This is a genomic window from Prevotella sp. AM34-19LB (assembly GCF_003468525.1).
In the GTDB taxonomy this organism is placed as follows: Bacteria; Bacteroidota; Bacteroidia; order Bacteroidales; family Bacteroidaceae; genus Prevotella.
The window spans coordinates 1-16,613 of the sequence record NZ_QSIG01000060.1; the positions used below are offsets into that span (position 1 = coordinate 1).

The 16,613-nt window shown below is 43.2% G+C and carries 14 protein-coding genes, 1 tRNA gene and 2 pseudogenes; 9 read left to right on the forward strand and 8 right to left on the reverse strand.

Going from position 1 to position 16,613, the window contains the following annotated elements:
* The first annotated feature begins 178 nt into the window (after positions 1–178).
* On the forward strand, positions 179–874 hold the full coding sequence (locus tag DW830_RS13610; RefSeq protein WP_119250277.1) for a tRNA1(Val) (adenine(37)-N6)-methyltransferase: 696 nt from the start codon (positions 179–181) through the stop codon (positions 872–874).
* Between the two features lie 3 nt (positions 875–877).
* On the opposite strand, the pseudogene DW830_RS13615 reads toward DW830_RS13610, so the two are convergent.
* Positions 878–1,917 (reverse strand): annotated as a pseudogene (locus tag DW830_RS13615) (diacylglycerol/lipid kinase family protein).
* A 192-nt stretch (positions 1,918–2,109) separates the two neighbouring features.
* Here DW830_RS13615 and spt point away from each other — a divergent pair.
* The 6 genes from spt to DW830_RS13645 all read left to right on the forward strand — a co-directional run bounded on the left by spt (position 2,110) and on the right by DW830_RS13645 (position 6,890).
* Positions 2,110–3,303, forward strand: coding sequence for a serine palmitoyltransferase (gene spt / locus DW830_RS13620; protein ID WP_119250278.1), 1,194 nt, complete (start codon positions 2,110–2,112; stop codon positions 3,301–3,303).
* A gap of 228 nt (positions 3,304–3,531) precedes the next feature.
* Positions 3,532–3,605, forward strand: a tRNA-Pro gene (locus tag DW830_RS13625).
* Between the two features lie 83 nt (positions 3,606–3,688).
* Complete coding sequence (locus DW830_RS13630; protein ID WP_119250279.1) at positions 3,689–4,258, forward strand: AAA family ATPase; 570 nt, start codon at positions 3,689–3,691, stop codon at positions 4,256–4,258.
* A 58-nt stretch (positions 4,259–4,316) separates the two neighbouring features.
* The gene (locus DW830_RS13635; RefSeq protein ID WP_089544142.1) at positions 4,317–4,676 is read left to right on the forward strand and encodes a CidA/LrgA family protein; all 360 of its coding nucleotides are present in this window, start codon (positions 4,317–4,319) and stop codon (positions 4,674–4,676) included.
* Positions 4,673–5,365 (forward strand): LrgB family protein, encoded by a 693-nt coding sequence (locus tag DW830_RS13640; RefSeq protein WP_089544141.1) that lies wholly within the window; start codon positions 4,673–4,675, stop codon positions 5,363–5,365. Before DW830_RS13635 ends, DW830_RS13640 begins: the two co-directional genes overlap by 4 nt.
* An 85-nt stretch (positions 5,366–5,450) precedes the next feature.
* On the forward strand, positions 5,451–6,890 hold the full coding sequence (locus DW830_RS13645) for a right-handed parallel beta-helix repeat-containing protein (protein ID WP_117663736.1): 1,440 nt from the start codon (positions 5,451–5,453) through the stop codon (positions 6,888–6,890).
* 101 nt (positions 6,891–6,991) lie between these two features.
* On the opposite strand, the pseudogene cdd reads toward DW830_RS13645, so the two are convergent.
* The 3 genes and pseudogenes from cdd to DW830_RS13660 form a co-directional block, all read right to left on the reverse strand.
* Positions 6,992–7,473, reverse strand: a pseudogene (gene cdd / locus DW830_RS13650) (cytidine deaminase).
* Positions 7,474–7,549: 76 nt separating this feature from the next.
* Complete coding sequence (locus DW830_RS13655; RefSeq protein WP_119250280.1) at positions 7,550–8,839, reverse strand: M64 family metallopeptidase; 1,290 nt, start codon at positions 8,837–8,839, stop codon at positions 7,550–7,552.
* Positions 8,840–8,930: 91 nt separating this feature from the next.
* The gene (locus tag DW830_RS13660; RefSeq protein ID WP_369973476.1) at positions 8,931–9,788 is read right to left on the reverse strand and encodes a glucosaminidase domain-containing protein; all 858 of its coding nucleotides are present in this window, start codon (positions 9,786–9,788) and stop codon (positions 8,931–8,933) included.
* Positions 9,789–9,935: 147 nt separating this feature from the next.
* On the opposite strand from DW830_RS13660, the gene DW830_RS13665 reads away from it, so the two are divergent.
* Positions 9,936–10,325 carry a 2-amino-4-hydroxy-6-hydroxymethyldihydropteridine diphosphokinase gene (locus tag DW830_RS13665; protein ID WP_119250281.1) on the forward strand — a complete coding sequence of 130 codons (390 nt, stop codon included), beginning with the start codon at positions 9,936–9,938 and terminating at the stop codon, positions 10,323–10,325.
* A gap of 43 nt (positions 10,326–10,368) precedes the next feature.
* Here the strand turns inward: DW830_RS13665 and nrdG are convergent, their stop codons facing one another.
* From nrdG to DW830_RS13685, 4 genes are all read right to left on the reverse strand, one after another.
* Positions 10,369–10,884: an anaerobic ribonucleoside-triphosphate reductase activating protein gene (nrdG, locus tag DW830_RS13670; protein WP_117663732.1), complete on the reverse strand. Its 516-nt coding sequence runs from the start codon at positions 10,882–10,884 to the stop codon at positions 10,369–10,371.
* Positions 10,885–10,889: 5 nt separating this feature from the next.
* The gene (locus DW830_RS13675) at positions 10,890–13,112 is read right to left on the reverse strand and encodes an anaerobic ribonucleoside triphosphate reductase (RefSeq protein ID WP_117663731.1); all 2,223 of its coding nucleotides are present in this window, start codon (positions 13,110–13,112) and stop codon (positions 10,890–10,892) included.
* 350 nt (positions 13,113–13,462) lie between these two features.
* Positions 13,463–14,302, reverse strand: a complete 840-nt coding sequence (coaW, locus tag DW830_RS13680) for a type II pantothenate kinase (RefSeq protein ID WP_089544133.1) — start codon at positions 14,300–14,302, stop codon at positions 13,463–13,465.
* A 92-nt stretch (positions 14,303–14,394) separates the two neighbouring features.
* Complete coding sequence (locus DW830_RS13685; protein WP_089544132.1) at positions 14,395–15,861, reverse strand: SLC13 family permease; 1,467 nt, start codon at positions 15,859–15,861, stop codon at positions 14,395–14,397.
* A 247-nt stretch (positions 15,862–16,108) separates the two neighbouring features.
* On the opposite strand from DW830_RS13685, the gene DW830_RS13690 reads away from it, so the two are divergent.
* Positions 16,109–16,393, forward strand: a complete 285-nt coding sequence (locus tag DW830_RS13690) for a hypothetical protein (protein WP_089544131.1) — start codon at positions 16,109–16,111, stop codon at positions 16,391–16,393.
* Positions 16,394–16,613 lie beyond the last annotated feature (220 nt).

Consider the following 16,613-nt stretch of genomic DNA (forward strand, 5'->3'; position numbering starts at 1 on the left):
TTTCAAAGAACTATTTCGTTACATGAAACGTTAAATATCAGAGCGTAATATTAACAATTAACAGGGATGTTTCCAGCTTGTTTTCAAGAACAGAGAACTGGACACCCTAATTATTAATATAAGCAAGAAGACTGTAATAAAATGCTGATTTTTGCGTTACTATTTTAAAAGTAAAACTATGACTGGATTTAAATTCAAACAATTTGAGATTCATCAGGATCGTTGCGCCATGAAAGTGGGAACGGATGGTGTGCTGCTGGGGGCATGGGCACCTGGCGGTAAACGCATTTTGGATGTCGGGTCGGGTACCGGACTCATTTCGCTGATGATGGCGCAGCGCTTCCCTGAGGCGCAGGTGCGGGGTATTGATATGGATGGAGAGGCTTGTGAGGAGGCTGCTGAGAATGTGGCTGCAAGTCCTTTTGCCGATCGTGTCGAAATAGAGTGCTGCCGATTGCAGGATTATCATTCTGCTGAGTCTTTTGATGCAATCGTAAGCAATCCTCCTTTCTTCTTGAATAGTCTAAAAAATCCAGACAGTAAACGTACGATGGCCCGCCATACGGATAGTTTGCCTTTCAGGGATCTTTTCAGGGGTGCAAAAATGCTACTGAGTGATGATGGCGTTTTTTCCGTGATTGTTCCTTCAGAGGTTCTTGAGGTGGTTGTGTCGGAAGCTTGTATGCTAGGTTTTTATCTTATCCGGCAGTGTGGCGTTAAGACTGTAGAGCGCAAACAGCCGAAACGTTATCTTCTGTCATTTGCAAAACATCGGTATAATGGAATGGAAAATACTATAAAAACAATGACCGATTCCGAGGGGAACCGGTCAGAGTGGTATGCGAAAATTACGGAAGAATTCTATATTTGGTAAGGGCTAGAGGTTCAGCTTTCTCTGTACGAGCTTGCTGATGGCTCCTACTCGTTTGCTTTGGCGCTGGATGTCTTTGTGAATGTCATCGCGTACAACATTGATGTCGTTGAAGAAATCGGCAAAGGCTGATTGGATGACGTTCGGCTTGCGCACACTCTTGTCTGCAAACGGATTTACAATCATCTTGATGCCTTTTTCTTCCATGTGCACATCTATGTCGGCGCCGGTCATCACAGGGTCGCCATCATAATGGATGACACCTGGCTTGCTGCGGGTGATGTGGAGCTTCTTGCAACGGAAAGACTTGATCTTCGAGTTCTTGTCGAGGGTTTTGTTGAACATATCGAAACTAACCTGTGAGGCTTCGATGACATCAAACGGTTCCATGATGACTACATCCATCAGTCCGTCGCTCATAGATGCCTGTGGGGCAATATAGGCGTTGTTGCCGTATTGGGAAGCGTTGGCACATGAGATGAGAAACGCTTTATATTGTTTTGTTCCTGTCTCATCCTCCAGAGTATATGTTTCAGGCTCATATTTTAAGCCTTCTCTCAGGATGTTCTCTGCATAGCTGATCGGTCCACGCTTTCCGCTTTCTGCAACTTCATACTGACAAAGGCGTCGAAGCCCATTCCGCAAGTGCAGAAGAATGGGTATTCGTTGATGACTCCGTAGTCTAGGTCGTGTATTTCGCAGGCGTTGATGATCTCAATGCTCTTCTTCAAGTTCATTGGCAACAGCAGGTGGCGCGCCAGACCGTTTCCTGAGCCGCAAGGCAGAATGCCTAATGCTGAGTCGGAATGGACGAGGGAACGGGCTACCTCGTTCACAGTGCCATCGCCACCTACAGCCACCACGATGTCTGCGTGGTTGTCTCTGGCTTCGGCTGCCAGTTCTGAGGCGTGCCCTGGTCTTTCAGTCATTTTTATCTCGTACTCGAACTGCTCCTTGTCCAAAGTAGAATCTATCAAACTGGGAACCGCCGCTTTGCTGCTGGTTCCAGAAATCGGGTTCATGATGAAAACTATCTTTTTTTTCATATCTTAGTCAAGAAATTGTATTTTTAAACTGCAAAAGTAATAAAAATCCCTAAAATGGCAAGAAATATCTACTAAAAAAAGCATAAAAGTAAACTTTCTTAGGAAAAAAGCGGTTATATTAGTCTTTTTTTGTATCTTTGCACCCTGAAACTAGAAAATAAATTAAAATAGAAATAAAGTACACCTATTATAATGGGACAATTACAAGAAAGATACAAGAATTATCGTGTACCTCAGAAGTATATGGAAGCCGGTGTGTATCCATACTTCCGTGAGATCACAAGTAAGCAGATGACAGAGGTAACTGACATCGACGGTCACAAAATCCTGATGTTCGGTTCTAATGCTTACCAGGGTTTGACTAATGATCAGCGTGTTATCGATGCAGCTAAGGCTGCTCTCGACAAGTATGGCTCAGGCTGTGCTGGTAGCCGCTTCCTCAATGGTACACTCGATTTGCATGTGCAGCTCGAAAAAGAGCTTGCTGAGTTTATGGGCAAGGATGAGACATTGTGCTTCTCTACTGGTTTCTCTGTAAACCAGGGTGTGTTGGCATGTGTCGTAGGTCGTAACGATTATATCATCTGTGACGATCGTGACCACGCCAGTATCGTAGATGGCCGTCGTCTTTCATTCGCTACCCAGCTTCACTACAAGCACAATGATATGGAAGATTTGGAGCGCGTGCTCTGTAAGCTTCCTGAGGATGCTATCAAGCTCATCGTTGTGGATGGCGTGTTCTCTATGGAGGGCGATTTGGCTAACTTGCCAGAGATTGTGAAGCTGAAGCATAAGTACAACTGCTCTATCATGGTAGATGAGGCTCATGGTCTTGGCGTGTTTGGTAAGCAGGGACGTGGTGTCTGCGATCATTTCGGTCTGACCGATGAGGTAGATCTCATTATGGGTACCTTCTCTAAGAGTCTGGCATCTATCGGTGGTTTCATCGCATCAGATAAGGATACCATCAATTTTCTCCGTCACAACTGCCGTACTTACATCTTCAGTGCATCTAACACTCCAGCTGCAACGGCTGCTGCTCTCGAGGCTCTCCATATCATCCAGGAGGAGCCTGAGCGTTTTGAGAATCTTTGGGATGTTACTAATTATGCTTTGAAGCGTTTCCGTGAGGAAGGTTTCGAGATTGGTGAGACAGAGAGTCCTATCATTCCTCTCTATGTTCGTGATGCAGAGAAGACATTCGTTGTTACCAAGCTGGCTTATGATGCAGGTGTGTTCATCAATCCTGTTATCCCACCAGCATGTGCTCCTCAGGATACATTGGTGCGTTTTGCTCTTATGGCTACTCATACAAGAGAGCAGGTAGAGCAGGCTGTTGAAATCTTGAAGAAGATTTTCGTAGAGGAAGGCATCATCACGGCGTAATGGCAAAACAATGCGGTTGCTGAAAAATCTCAATCGTTATATATAATAAGGTATAAAGGGGCAGTTTCTTCGGAAGTTGCCCTTTTTTTGGAAAAACTAAATAAATGCATATTTTTACAAAAAAAGTTGCTGAAAAATTTGGTGGAATAAGAAAAATGTTGTACCTTTGCACCCGCAATTCAGAAATGATGCTTACTGCAAAGAAGTAATTTCATTGAGAGAAGAAAGCGGGGTGTAGCGCAGCCCGGTAGCGCGCCTGTTTTGGGAACAGGTGGTCGCAGGTTCGAATCCTGTCGCCCCGACTTTAGAAAGCTAAGAAGAATCAAATCTTCTTAGCTTTCTTGCTTTATATACGATATACGTTTAATTTAAAATTTATACTATCATGATTATTACGATTGCGCGCCAATGTGGATGTGGCGCTGTTCGGGTAGGCAGATTGCTTGCAGAACATTATGGTATTCCGTTTTATACCCGTAAGAATTTGATGGAAATGGCGGAAGAGCGTGGGGTCTTGGATGAGATGGAAGCTTTCTTCGATGAAGATCCTGTTGACGAACTGCTCTTTTCAATGTCTTCCCTGGGTGAGAATCAAAGATTACTTACAGAAAAACCTCTTCGTGTCTTGGCTGATATGATAGGACAGGAGAATTGTGTCGTTATCGGGCGTTGTGGCAATTACATCTTCCGTGAACGCAAAGACTTGGTGTCGGTGTTCCTCAAGGGTGATGTAAAGGCTCGTATTGCGGAGATCAAGGAGGAGCAGAAGCTTTCTTATGCTGAGGCGACTGAGTTTGTGGAACATGTAGATGATTGCCGTGTGGCTTATCATAGTTACTATACGGGGTTGACTTGGGGAAATGCCAACGATTATGACGTTTGTCTGGATACGGTTCGTTTAGGTGTGGAGAAAACGGCACAAGCGATTGTTTCTTATGCGGAAGCAGTTTTGTAAGTTTGGCTTATTGGTGATAATGATGCTTACTTAATTTTTAAAGTAATTTGTATTTAGGATGAAACTTTTAATTCAGTTTTTAATTATCATAGCGTTCTCTTTCGCAGGAGAATTGCTCCATTATCTGTTGCCGTTGCCGATACCTGCCAGTATTTATGGTATTGTCTTGTTGTTCGCGGCATTGGAACTTAAGGTTATCAAGGTGAAACATATAAGGGAAACCAGCAGTTTCCTCATTGCCGTAATGCCAGTGATGTTTATTCCGGCAGCTGTGGGACTCATCGACTCATGGCATTCTATTGCCAGTGCATGGTTGCAGTATATTGTTGTGACTGTTGTCAGTACTTTTGTGGTGATGGCAGTTTCTGGATGGTTCACTCAGTTTGTTATCAAAAGAGGAAAGGAGGCAAAAAAATGATTTCCTTGTTTCAGGATTCTGTCTTTTTTGGTGTTTTGATCAGTTTGGCTGCTTACGCCATCGGATTGCTTTTGAAGATTAAAACAGGATGGTCTTTGATGAATCCGTTGCTGATTTCCATCATTTTGGTTATTTGTACCTTGCTGATTACGGGAGTAGATTATAAGACTTACAATGCGGGTGCCAATATCATCAGTTATCTGCTTACCCCGGCTACCATCTGTTTGGCAGTTCCGCTTTATCAGCAGGTAGAATTGCTGAAGAAGAATTACCGTGCTGTGCTCATTGGTATCTTGTCGGGTGTCTTGGCAAGTCTCTGCTCTGTACTTCTTCTGGCTTTGGTGTTCCACTTCGACCATGCAGCCTATGTTACATTCTTGCCAAAATCCATCACCACTGCCATCGGTATTGGTGTTTCTGAGGAATTGGGTGGTCATGTTTCTGTAACGGTTGTCGTAATCATCATTACAGGTGTGATAGGCAATATCTTTGCAGAGAAGTTTCTCAAGCTGCTTTGTATCAAGGAACCTATTGCCAAGGGTATTGCCATCGGTTGTTCTGCTCATGCCTTGGGTACGGCTAAAGCTATGGAGATGGGTACTATTGAAGGTGCAATGAGTAGCTTGTCCATCGTGGTTTGTGGTGTGATGACCGTAATAGGTTCTTCTATCTTTGCTATGTTTATGTAGCAGGATATTGGTTTTCTTGGAAAACTGCTAACCTGAGAATGGTTAGAGTAATACAATATTTAATCCCTTTTTCCGTTCTATAAATATGAAACGGAAAAAGGGATTTTTTTATAATATCATTATCGCTTGTATGGCTTCTGTAGCGATGGCTGGTTGTGCTGATGAGGAGAGCTTTTCTTCGTCACGTTCTCACTTGCTCGCGTTTTCTGCAGATACAGTAAGCCTGGATACTACGTTCTCGAATGTGCCTACACCTACTCGAAGCTTTTGGGTGTATAATCGTTCGGGAAAGTCGCTGCGTTGTTCTACTGTCAGACTGGAAAATGGTAACCAGACGGGATTTCGGGTAAATGTGGATGGCTCGTTCCTAGGATCGACTGCCGGCTATCAGACTCAGGATATAGAGGTGAGAAAGGGCGATAGTATTCGTGTTTTCGTAGAACTTACTTCGCATCAGCAATATCAGAATTCACCTCAGTTAGTGGAGGATAATCTGCTCTTTACATTGGAAAGCGGGGTGCAGCAGAAAGTAAACTTAAAAGCTTACTCCTGGGATGCTGTTTTATGCAAAAATCTTCGAATCAGGAAAGATACTACGATTCAGTGCAACCGCCCTGTTGTTGTGTATGGCGGAATGGTTGTTGATAGTCTCGTAACGCTATCTGTTGGGCCTGGTACGCATTTCTATTTTCATGAGAATGCCGGACTTGATGTTTATGGTTCGTTGCGTATCTTGGGAGAGAAAGATAATGAGGTGGTGATGCGGGGAGATCGTATGGATAATATGTTCGACTATCTTCCTTATGATCGGACGCCTGGTCGGTGGCAAGGTATTCATTTCATGCCTTCTTCATCGGATAATGTCATCAGCTATGCTGACATCCACAGTGCTTATAATGGTATTAGGATAGAACCTTGTTCGGATATCACTCGTCAGAAGTTGCTTTTACAGCATTCTACCATTCATAATTGTCAGGGATATGGTCTTTCCGTTGATTCGGCTAAGGTGCAGTTGTATAATTGTCTGTTATCCAACACCTTGAATCATACGCTTTATGTAAAGGGTGGTGATGTGGAAGTGAACGGATGCACCATAGCCCAGTTCTATCCTTTTGATGGACGTCGTGCCACAGCTATAGGTATTGTTCCTCCAATTCTAAACTTGAAGGTCGTGAATTCTATAGTTACAGGATATCATGATGATGAGGTGGTATGGACTTCACCGAAGAACGATGAAGAATGTAATTTCTGCTTCGATCATTGTGTACTTCGTACTGAAAAGATGAATACTGAAGATAGTTTGAAATTTACGAATACCATATATGAGAACTTAAAGGATACGACTCAGTTTGGGGAGAAACATTTCCGATTATTTGATACGGATAATTTGAAGTATGATTTCAGGCTTCGCAAGGAATCGGCTGCCATAGGAGTGGCTGATACAGCTACTTCATTGCCAACTGACCGACGGGGCGTTCTTCGTGATGATAAACCGGATGCGGGCTGTTATGAGTTTGATGAATAACATAAAAACAGAAAAATAACATAAAAGGCACGAATTCCTGGGGGATTCGTGCCTTTTTATATGTTTGTATGAATACTAATCTGAAGAAATAATCCAAAATTTTATTCTTTCATATTGGCATCTACAAATGAGAATGGAAGCAAGTCCTTGATGCTGTGGAAGCGATAGGTGCAGTTCTCGCCGTAGAGCAAGATGCAAACGGGTTGCTGATATCGGTCTTCCATCTCTAGTATTACCTGCCTGCATGCGCCACATGGGGAGATCGGGCTTTTGAGGAAGCCATTCTCGTTGCGGGCAGCTATGGCTAGAGTCGTGATAGCTTGCTCTGGATAGTTGCTTTGGGCTCCGAAGATGGCACTGCGTTCAGCGCAGAGACCGGATGGAAAGGCTGCATTTTCCTGATTGGCTCCAATTACGATTCTGCCATCAGCCAACAGGCAGGCTGCACCTACATGAAAGTGGCTGTAGTTGGCATAAGAATTATTGGTGGCTCCATGGCTTTCTTTACCAATTGCTGCTCAATGTCGCTCAGTTCATCTAACTGAACTACCTGATACTGGATGTTTAAGGTTTGCTCTTTCATAAGCGATTGGTGTTTATTTCATTAATTATTATTGTTCTTGGATAATGGGAGCTTGGGGCTCCTGATTCCTCTCTATCTATTTGGTGTAAAAGTCGATGATGTCTTGTAGAGCTTTCTTGCATACTATGCAGAACTCTGGTGTCTCGTTGATGCGCATACGGCAATCTTGTACACCGCGATACACTCCCTTTGGACTATAGCCTGCACCTTCAAAAACACCAACTTTGCTTACTGCCTCTTTCGCCTTTTTAGAAAGTGGGGTAGGAATCTTGGTACCCTTCTTGATCATATCTTCCCATTTTCCGTGAAAGTTTGCCAATGTGGTGATATTTTTTTCCCATGGCTCAACATCATGAGGATACATCGGTACCTGCTCGCTCTCATAGGCATATTCGTCAGCAAGTCCGGCAAAAGAATGACCGAATTCATGCACTACAACAGGCTTAAACCATTTCTGGTGGCAGGTGGTGAGATTGTAGGAATTGAGAATTCCGCCTCCACCATATCTTGTAGAATTAACCAATACGATGATATGTTCGTATGGGGTGCCAGCCAGACAGTCGTGCAGGTCTTTGAGATGAAGTGTGGTGAGGTATCTCTCACTATAGAATGTGTCAAAATGTGAACTTAAAGCAGTTTTCTTCCATATATCCTTGCCAGGTTCGCTTGTGCCACTTTCAAGAGATGCTGATTTTACAGCAACTACATTGAACCTGTCTTTCATGCTCTTGAAAGGTTCGTGATTAAAAATGGCTTCATTTGCTTCTTTTGCATCCTGAAGGAATATTGGCATTTCCTCTTCCGTATAGCCTTCAGCTACGTAGGCGATGTGGATGCAGCGGGTAGTGTCGGCTGCTTGCTGCAAGGTCTCGTAAGGCGTTGGCTTTTCGCCCTTGTGGTGAATCAAAATATCGCTTGGTGCAACTTGGTGAGTGAGAGAGGTCATAATCTCACGACGGTTGTTGCGCAAGTCGAGTGTCACATCAATAGTGTCTTTAGGCATCGGTACGAGGAATACATTCTCGAAACTCTTGGTGTTGCCGGCTGACTCTGGCTCTGAGAGCCATTCCTGAAACAGGGTAGAGAATGAGTTACGATAAATAACCTTACCTGTGCGATGATCTTTAACTGTTATTTGACCATTGCCTTCTACTGGTAGCTCACTGAGTCGCTGTTTCTTTCCATACCATCGAGGCATTACGTTCAGCTCATCTACAGCTATCATCTGCTGGGTTTTGTTGCCGGCAAAAGTATAGTCTATTCTCAAAGTCTTGTCAACGAAATAGTCGTCGAAATTCTGTGCTTGCATATCACTTGGCAACATCATTATTGCCAGAGCTGCTAGAGATAAAATGTTCTTTTTCATTTCTTATCTTGTATTTTTTTGTTTTCTATTTATATAGTATGGTAATGATAGCCTTTTGGGGGCGATGAATGAGTTTTTATACTGCGAGTGATTATCTCACTCGCAGTCTGTCTCCAACCTTGACCTGGTAGCTAGGATCAAGCTTGTTCATCTTGTAGAGGTACTTGATGCGGATTCCGTATCTTTGTGAGATGGTGTACATGCTTTCTCCTGGTTGCACGATATGAGGACGCTTCTTGTACTGCTTTGGAGCCTTCTTGCGCTTCTTTTTCAAGTAGATGATATCCCCCTTGTGCAATACCGTATGTTTGTCGCGCTCGTTATATCTTGCAAGTTTACGCCAGCTGATTTCTACTTCCTTGCCCAGTGTCTTGAAGGTGTCACCTTCTCTGGCTATCAGGTAATAGTTGTCATTGAACTTCTGGATAGGGTGTAATATGCCTTGCGCATTGACGGGTTGGTCTGTGCCGCTATGTGTTGCCATAAATCGATCATATCGCTTTGCTTTGTCATAATCGAAAAGTTTATAGAGTTCAATGATTTGTATCAGTTTATTGGCATATTGTGGATTTGTCGCATATCCGCATTGTTTCAAACCTCTAGCCCAGCCTTTGTAATCGCGCTGGTTAAGTTCAAACAGGCGGGCATAGCGTGGTTGCCTAGCCAGAAATTTGCTATGATCCTCATAGCTATCTCTGGCATCTTGATATACTCGGAAACATTCGCCTCTGGCATCGTCATCGTGGTATTGGGTTGGACCAGCCCAGTTGTGGCATTTGATGCCAAAATGGTTGTTACCTTGTAAGACCAGTACACTCTTGCCTGCTGCACTCTCAAAGAGTCCCTGTGCCAAGGTGATACTGGCTGGTATACGATAGCGAAGCATCTGCTCGATGGCGAGGTCCTTATACTGATTGATATATGTCTGATAGGTCTGATTCCATTTCATCTGTGCTTGAGATGGAGTGCAGATGAGTAAAAGAATACCTATTATATACGTTTTTATTCTATTCATAGTGCAAAAATAACAAAAAAAACGGATAAGCGATACTTAATTTAAGAATTTTTACTAACTTTGCACTGAAATTATAAAAATATGAAAAGTAAACGAGTAAAAATAGTGATAGCGTTGGGTTCTAATGTTGATCAGGAGGTTCATATTCAGAAAGCGAAGAAATGGCTTGAGGCTACTTTCGAAGATATGACTTTTGGTACTTCGCTTTGGACGGAGCCTATCGGGTTGTCATCAGATAAATTCCTAAATACTCTAGGAGTTGGCTATACTAATGTCAATATGGAACGAACCTTATTGGCAATCAAAAACATAGAGCGTAAATGCGGAAGGAGGGTTGCTGAAAGTAGAAAGGGGATTATTGCTGTAGATATTGATTTGTTGCTTTTTGATTCAGAACGCCTGCATGAAACGGATTGGAACAGAGGTTATGTGAAAAATCTACTCCAACAATTGGGTGTATCTATAGATTGAATATATAGTTCAAAAAGTAATATCCTATCCCGGGCTTAAAATTTTAAAGCTCAGGATTCGGATTGTCCTTAGTGAGGTGAAGTTCTACTACTTCGCCTAGAGCCAGGGATTTTTGTACGTTGATAATACGCTGGTTGCTGCTGCCACGGAAGAAAAGGTCCTCGTCCCGAAGGTCTTTCATGAATGGGCCATCTACCAATACATCTATCAATTTCAATAATTCCAGCTGTTTTGGATTCTTCAGTAGATTCTCATATCTATAACCGGTAAAGCACCAGATATCTTTATCGCTTTCTGACCGAATGGCGCGCGCCAGTTCTGCAAAGCCTTCCGCCTGATACATCGGATCACCTCCAGAAAAGGTGACGTTGGCGAAAGGATCTTCCATAATTTCTTTCAGAATGTCCTCTGTAGAGGTCATTGTGCCATGGTTGATGTCCCAGGATTGAGGATTATGGCAACCGGGGCAGTGGTTAGGACAGCCGGCACAATAGATAGAGGTCCGGAATCCCGGACCATCTACCATTGTGTCGTGCACTATACTTAAAATACTAATCATTTATCTTATTTTTGTGGGGTGTCAATGTGGGTGACACGATCGTGAAGCTCTGCAAGTTTACCGCTGTTCCAACGGTCGGTTGTTCCCACCAAATAACCTGTGATGCGCTGTAGCTTATCTATGTGATGGCTACCGCATTTTGGACATACTTCAAGGTTGGCATCCGCATTCTCGTATCCGCAGTCGAGACAGCGGTTGCGATTGTGGTTTACTGAACCATAGCCCATATTGTATTTGTCCATCATATCTACTACGCTTGAGATGACTGCTGGATTGTGAGTAGCATCACCGTCAATTTCTACATAGAAGATGTGACCACCACGGGTTAGATTGTGATATGGCGCCTCGATCTTTGCTTTTTTGAGGGCTGTACACTTATAGTAAACTGGTACGTGGTTACTATTGGTATAGTAGTCACGGTCGGTAACTCCTGGAATAATGCCAAACTGCTTGCGGTCCTTCTTGGTAAATTTACCGCTCAAGCCCTCTGCTGGCGTAGCCAGGATGGAGTAGTTGTGGTGGTACTGCTCGCTGAACTCGTTAGCTCGGTCACGCATATAAGTAATAATCTTCAAGCCTAAATCCTGTGCTTCTTCACTTTCACCATGGTGGTGACCGATGAGTGCTACGAGGCATTCTGCAAGTCCGATGAAACCAATACCCAGTGTTCCATGATTGATAACGCTCTCGATAGTTTCTTCTGGCTTCAAGTCTTCTGCTCCTACCCAAAGATATTTCATCAACAATGGGAACTGTTTTGCCATCGCTGTTTTCTGGAACTGGAAGCGCTCATCGAGTTGCTTGGCGGTAATGTCGAGGATGTTGTCCAGTTTTGCAAAGAACATATCAATACGCTGTTGCTTGTTCTCAATGCCCATACATTCGATGGCAAGCTTCACGATATTGATAGTTGAAAAGCTCAAATTTCCACGTGCAATACTGGTCTTCTCGCCCCAACGGTCTTCGAATACACGGGTACGGCAACCCATAGTAGCGATTTCCCACTTGTAACGCTCTGGATCATCAGCGCGCCATTTCTCATTCTGGTTGAATGTGGCATCGAGATTCAGAAAGTTAGGGAAGAAACGACGGGCGGTTACCTTGCAAGCCAACTGATAGAGGTCATAGTTTCGATCCTCCTTCAGGTAGTTAACGCCACGCTTCTTCTTCCAGATCTGGATAGGGAAGATTGCTGTTTCTCCATTTCCTACACCTTCGTATGTACTGAGCAGAATCTCTCGCATAATACAACGACCTTCAGCACTTGTATCTGTACCATAATTGATAGAAGAAAATACAACCTGATTACCGCCACGAGAGTGGATTGTGTTCATATTGTGAATGAATGCCTCCATTGCCTGATGTACTCTGTTTACGGTCTTGTTGATGGCATGCTGCTCCAGGCGCTCTTTACCTTCCAAGCCTGTCAGGTCTTTCACTAAATAGTCGTCAATATCAATATTGTAGAGGTCGCTGAGATCTTCTCCTGTTAGTTTTTCCAGATTCTTTACCTCTTCCTGGTACGACATACGTACGTATGGGGCCAGATAGAAGTCGAAGGCAGGAATTGCCTGACCTCCATGCATCTCGTTCTGGCAAGTCTCAAGAGAGATGCATGCTAATACGGCTGCAGTTTCGATACGCTTAGCAGGACGGCTAGAGCCATGGCCTGCTGTGAAACCATGCTTGAGGATAATATCCAATGGGTGCTGAACACAAGTCAAACTCTTGGTTGGATAATAGTCTTTATCGTGGATGTGGATGTAGTTATGTGTAACAGCGTCGCGTACCTCCTGGGAAAGGAGATAATCGTCAACGAATGGTTTAGTGGTTTCTGAAGCAAATTTCATCATCATGCCAGCTGGAGTGTCAGCATTCATATTGGCGTTTTCACGGGTGATGTCATTGTTCTTTGCATTGACAATACTCATGAATACGTCACGGGTCTTAGCTTTTCTGGCAATGTTTCTCTGGTTACGATAGGCAATATATTTCTGAGCAACATCTTTGCGGGCACTCTTCATAAGTTCCAGCTCGATGGCATCCTGGATGGCTTCTACGCTCATCTGGCTCTTGCCGCGATATGCGATGTGGTCAGTGATTTGCTCTATTAAAGAGGAGTCTTCCCCCTTATCGGTATGTAACATGGCTTTGCGTATGGCAGCCATGATTTTTTGCTCGTTGAAACCAACGATGCGTCCGTCACGTTTAACTACAGTTTGAATCATTTCTTGTGTTACTTTTATAATTGATATTTAAATTGCTTGATACTAAGTCTTTATACTTGAAGGTGGCTATAAATACCATCTTTTCGACAATGCAAAGATAAGAATTTAAAATGAAAGTTGTACGTTTTGGACAACTTTTCTTGTGTTAAAAAATATTAAGTCGCTAAGTGTCAGATGTTTGTAAAATCGTTTTGGGAAACTTGTTCTAAGAGCGGTTTCCCAAAATGATTAATCTGTTCAGTTTCAGCGCATTGTGGTGTTGTGCCTTTTATGTAGCTTGGTGTTGTGGTGTTGTGCGCCGTTTTGTAACTTGCTCCTTCTTGATATGAAGGTATGGTTTGACCCTGCTTTTAAGATAATTCGGTCTTGTTTTTATAGTCTAGTGCAGCACCTATGGCAGTGCAGAATTCTGAATATTTAGGGATTCTGAATCTTACACCATAGAGTTTTTCCATAGCAGGGAATACTTCTCTGCATTGTGGTAAAAGTGTCAGGTTGCCTATCATTACAAAATCTTTGATGCCTGATTCTAGGGAGGAGAGTATGGTTGCTGAGCCGATGCTCTGTAATACCATCCATATAAGCCCCATTGCTATGTCTTCACGGGAGGCGTTGGCTTTGGCATTACTGAAGAGCGATGCTGTTGCATTCATAGGAAGTCCAGGTAGAGGTTTTGCACTGATGTCTCCTATTAGCAGATTGATTTTTGATACATCACCGTTTTTGGCCAGGTTTACAATCTGCTTGATATCATCGGTCTTGAGCATAATTCGGCTCAGGCCTGCTAGTGTTCCTCCACCAATACCAATGCCGCCGATGTGTTTGATCTCTTTGCCGTCGCACTTTACGAGGGAGGTTCCTGTGCCCATACTTACCACAATCATACGCTCAAGCTTGCTTTCGTATCGTGCACCGAGTCCATCGGCAACAAACTCTTCGCTTTTCGATGTTGGCAGACCATAGATTCGCTCGTCAATGTAAGCAGAACCTACACCGGTGAGCATAACTTGTTCTACCTCGTCGAGGCTAATTTTGTTGTCGTGTAAATATTTTCCAAAAGCTCCATATAAGGAGGTGATAGGGTCGGTGGCCTTGATGCGAATAGGGCTGATAACCATCCCGCTCTCGTCTATTCCTACTATCTTTGTAGTAGAAATGCCGACATCTATTCCAATAACTATCTTTTTCATGGGTGCAAAGTTACGGTAAAAAGAAGACACTGCAAAATAAAAACGAGTTTATTTTGCAGTGCCAATATTTAATACTTCTTAAAATTTCTTTTTTACATAAAGCCAAGACGGCAGAATGTGATGAGTACAGCATAGCCGATTACCATACTTAGTACGCCCACGGTAAGACCTGCTTTCACCATGTCTGTCTGTTGGATAAGACCGGTGGAGTAGGCAATGGCGTTTGGTGGAGTAGAGATTGGAAGCGACATTGCGCAAGAGGCTGCTACTGCTACGCCTATGAGGATAGTTTGGGTTCCTCCTATAGAAGTCAACTTGTCGCCCATTCCTGAACATACTACGGTAAGGATCGGGATGAGCAGGGCGGCAGTTGCTGTATTTGAGATAAAATTACTTAGTATGAAGCAAACTAATCCAGAGATCACCATAATTACTAATGGGTTAAACTCAGCGAATGGGATGCTGTTTACTGCATTTTCTGCTAAGCCGGTTCCATTCATGGCGAGACCGAGAGCAAAACCACCGGCAACCATCCAGATGACGGCCCAATCTATATCTTTCAGGTCGCTGGCTGTTACCACGCCGGTAAAGGCAAAAACGGCAATTGGAAGCATAGCCACAGTGTTGGCATTGACACCTAGTTGCTTGCCACATACCCAAAGAAGGATGGTAAGGAAGAATGTGGCACCTACAACTATAGTACGCCAATTGTGACTTATATTGCCATCGATTTTTAATTCTATAGTCTTTTGTGAGAATGGGAACATCTTGCGGATGATAAACCATGCGCAGAAAAGCATGATGATAACCATCGGAGCCATAATTGCCATCCATTCTCCAAAACCTATTCCGAGGTTCAAGCCTGCGGGGTCATTGAGAACCTTGTAGGCAAAAGCATTAGGAGGAGTTCCGATAGGGGTTCCCATACCACCGAGGTTAGCTCCGATAGGAATGGCCATAGTCAGCGCTACTCTTCCTTTTCCGTTAGCAGGGAGCGACTTGAATACTGGGGTTAGGAAGGTAAGCATCATGGCGGCTGTGGCCGTGTTGGAGATAAACATGGAGAAAATACCGGTGATGAGCATAAACCCCAATAGTACGTTTTCCGAGCGCTTGCCGAATGGGGCAATCAATGTTTTTGCCATCAGTACGTCAAGACCGCTTTTGGTAGCTGCGATGGCTAGTACGAAACCTCCCAGGAAGAGTATGATTGTTGGATCGGCGAAACATGCCATTACACCTTGGTAGTCCAATAGTTTGCCGTACTCGCCCTCTGAGCCTTGCATAACGGCAAAAGCCGAATCGGAGACGAAGAATAGCAGTACAAAAATGATAACTACTGAGGTGGCCCAAGCTGGAATTGCTTCTGTGAGCCATAGCATCACTGCCATTACGAATATGGCGATTACACGTTGTTGTACAACAGTGAGACCCTCGATTCCAAAGCTGTCGATGGGTAAGTTCCATACCAGAATTGTGGCTAAGGCTGTGATGAGAAACATCAGAGCCTTCTTTCGATTGAAGTCACCTGTCAATACTTTCTTTACAGTTTCTTGCATTTTCTCTATGTTTTTATGGTTATACTTTTATTGTTAGTGGGGAAGTGTCATATGTAAATGGCGTTCCTTTGCTGCAAAAATACACAATATTTTTGGATTATCAACAAATAATTGAGAAAAACGATAAAAAAATAACCTTTTTCTGCAAAAAAACGGGAGAAAGTGAACTGCTTTACGTTTTTTTTTCTTATATTTGCAGAAAAATAGCGATAGCAGTTATCGTTTTAACCGATTAAAGTTTATTATCATGAGTCAGTCAGTATTATTTTTTATCATCGTTTTGGTGATTGTGTTTGCAGTCATGGTGTCGTCTTACTTTCATAAGCGTCATCATGAGTTTAATATGGGAGATATTGAGAAGGCTGTGCGCGGAGCATATCCCGCAGGAGTGCGTTCTATTACGAAGGACGAACTTGTAAAGGGGGTGAAAAAGCACTTTCATTGTTCTTCTAAGGATGCACATTATATTATAGGTGTGGCAAGACGAAAAAAGTTGGTAGATATTGCAGCTAATCATGTCACCTTGCTTTGATTTGTTTATACGCTTACGAATATATATAATAAGGTGAAGAGTGATTTTTATGAGTTATAGATGTTTATAACTGTTAAAAATCAAAAGAAAAAGCGATTTTCTTCTCAAAACATTTGGTGGAATGAAAAATAGTTAGTACTTTTGCACTCGCTTTTGAGAAATACACTTTCTCTTAGCAACATAAAGAAAGAGTTCTTTGAAAGATTTTACATAAACAGAC

Excerpts from the sequence above, each read along its gene's own strand:
- DW830_RS13610 (WP_119250277.1), top strand. The coding sequence starts at position 179 with ATGACTGGATTTAAATTCAAACAATTTGAGATTCATCAGGATCGTTGC.
- spt (WP_119250278.1), top strand. The coding sequence starts at position 2,110 with ATGGGACAATTACAAGAAAGATACAAGAATTATCGTGTACCTCAGAAG.
- DW830_RS13630 (WP_119250279.1), top strand. The coding sequence starts at position 3,689 with ATGATTATTACGATTGCGCGCCAATGTGGATGTGGCGCTGTTCGGGTA.
- DW830_RS13635 (WP_089544142.1), top strand. The coding sequence starts at position 4,317 with ATGAAACTTTTAATTCAGTTTTTAATTATCATAGCGTTCTCTTTCGCA.
- DW830_RS13640 (WP_089544141.1), top strand. The coding sequence starts at position 4,673 with ATGATTTCCTTGTTTCAGGATTCTGTCTTTTTTGGTGTTTTGATCAGT.
- DW830_RS13645 (WP_117663736.1), top strand. The coding sequence starts at position 5,451 with ATGAAACGGAAAAAGGGATTTTTTTATAATATCATTATCGCTTGTATG.
- DW830_RS13655 (WP_119250280.1), bottom strand. The coding sequence starts at position 8,839 with ATGAAAAAGAACATTTTATCTCTAGCAGCTCTGGCAATAATGATGTTG.
- DW830_RS13660 (WP_369973476.1), bottom strand. The coding sequence starts at position 9,788 with ATGAAATGGAATCAGACCTATCAGACATATATCAATCAGTATAAGGAC.
- DW830_RS13665 (WP_119250281.1), top strand. The coding sequence starts at position 9,936 with ATGAAAAGTAAACGAGTAAAAATAGTGATAGCGTTGGGTTCTAATGTT.
- nrdG (WP_117663732.1), bottom strand. The coding sequence starts at position 10,884 with ATGATTAGTATTTTAAGTATAGTGCACGACACAATGGTAGATGGTCCG.
- DW830_RS13675 (WP_117663731.1), bottom strand. The coding sequence starts at position 13,112 with ATGATTCAAACTGTAGTTAAACGTGACGGACGCATCGTTGGTTTCAAC.
- coaW (WP_089544133.1), bottom strand. The coding sequence starts at position 14,302 with ATGAAAAAGATAGTTATTGGAATAGATGTCGGCATTTCTACTACAAAG.
- DW830_RS13685 (WP_089544132.1), bottom strand. The coding sequence starts at position 15,861 with ATGCAAGAAACTGTAAAGAAAGTATTGACAGGTGACTTCAATCGAAAG.
- DW830_RS13690 (WP_089544131.1), top strand. The coding sequence starts at position 16,109 with ATGAGTCAGTCAGTATTATTTTTTATCATCGTTTTGGTGATTGTGTTT.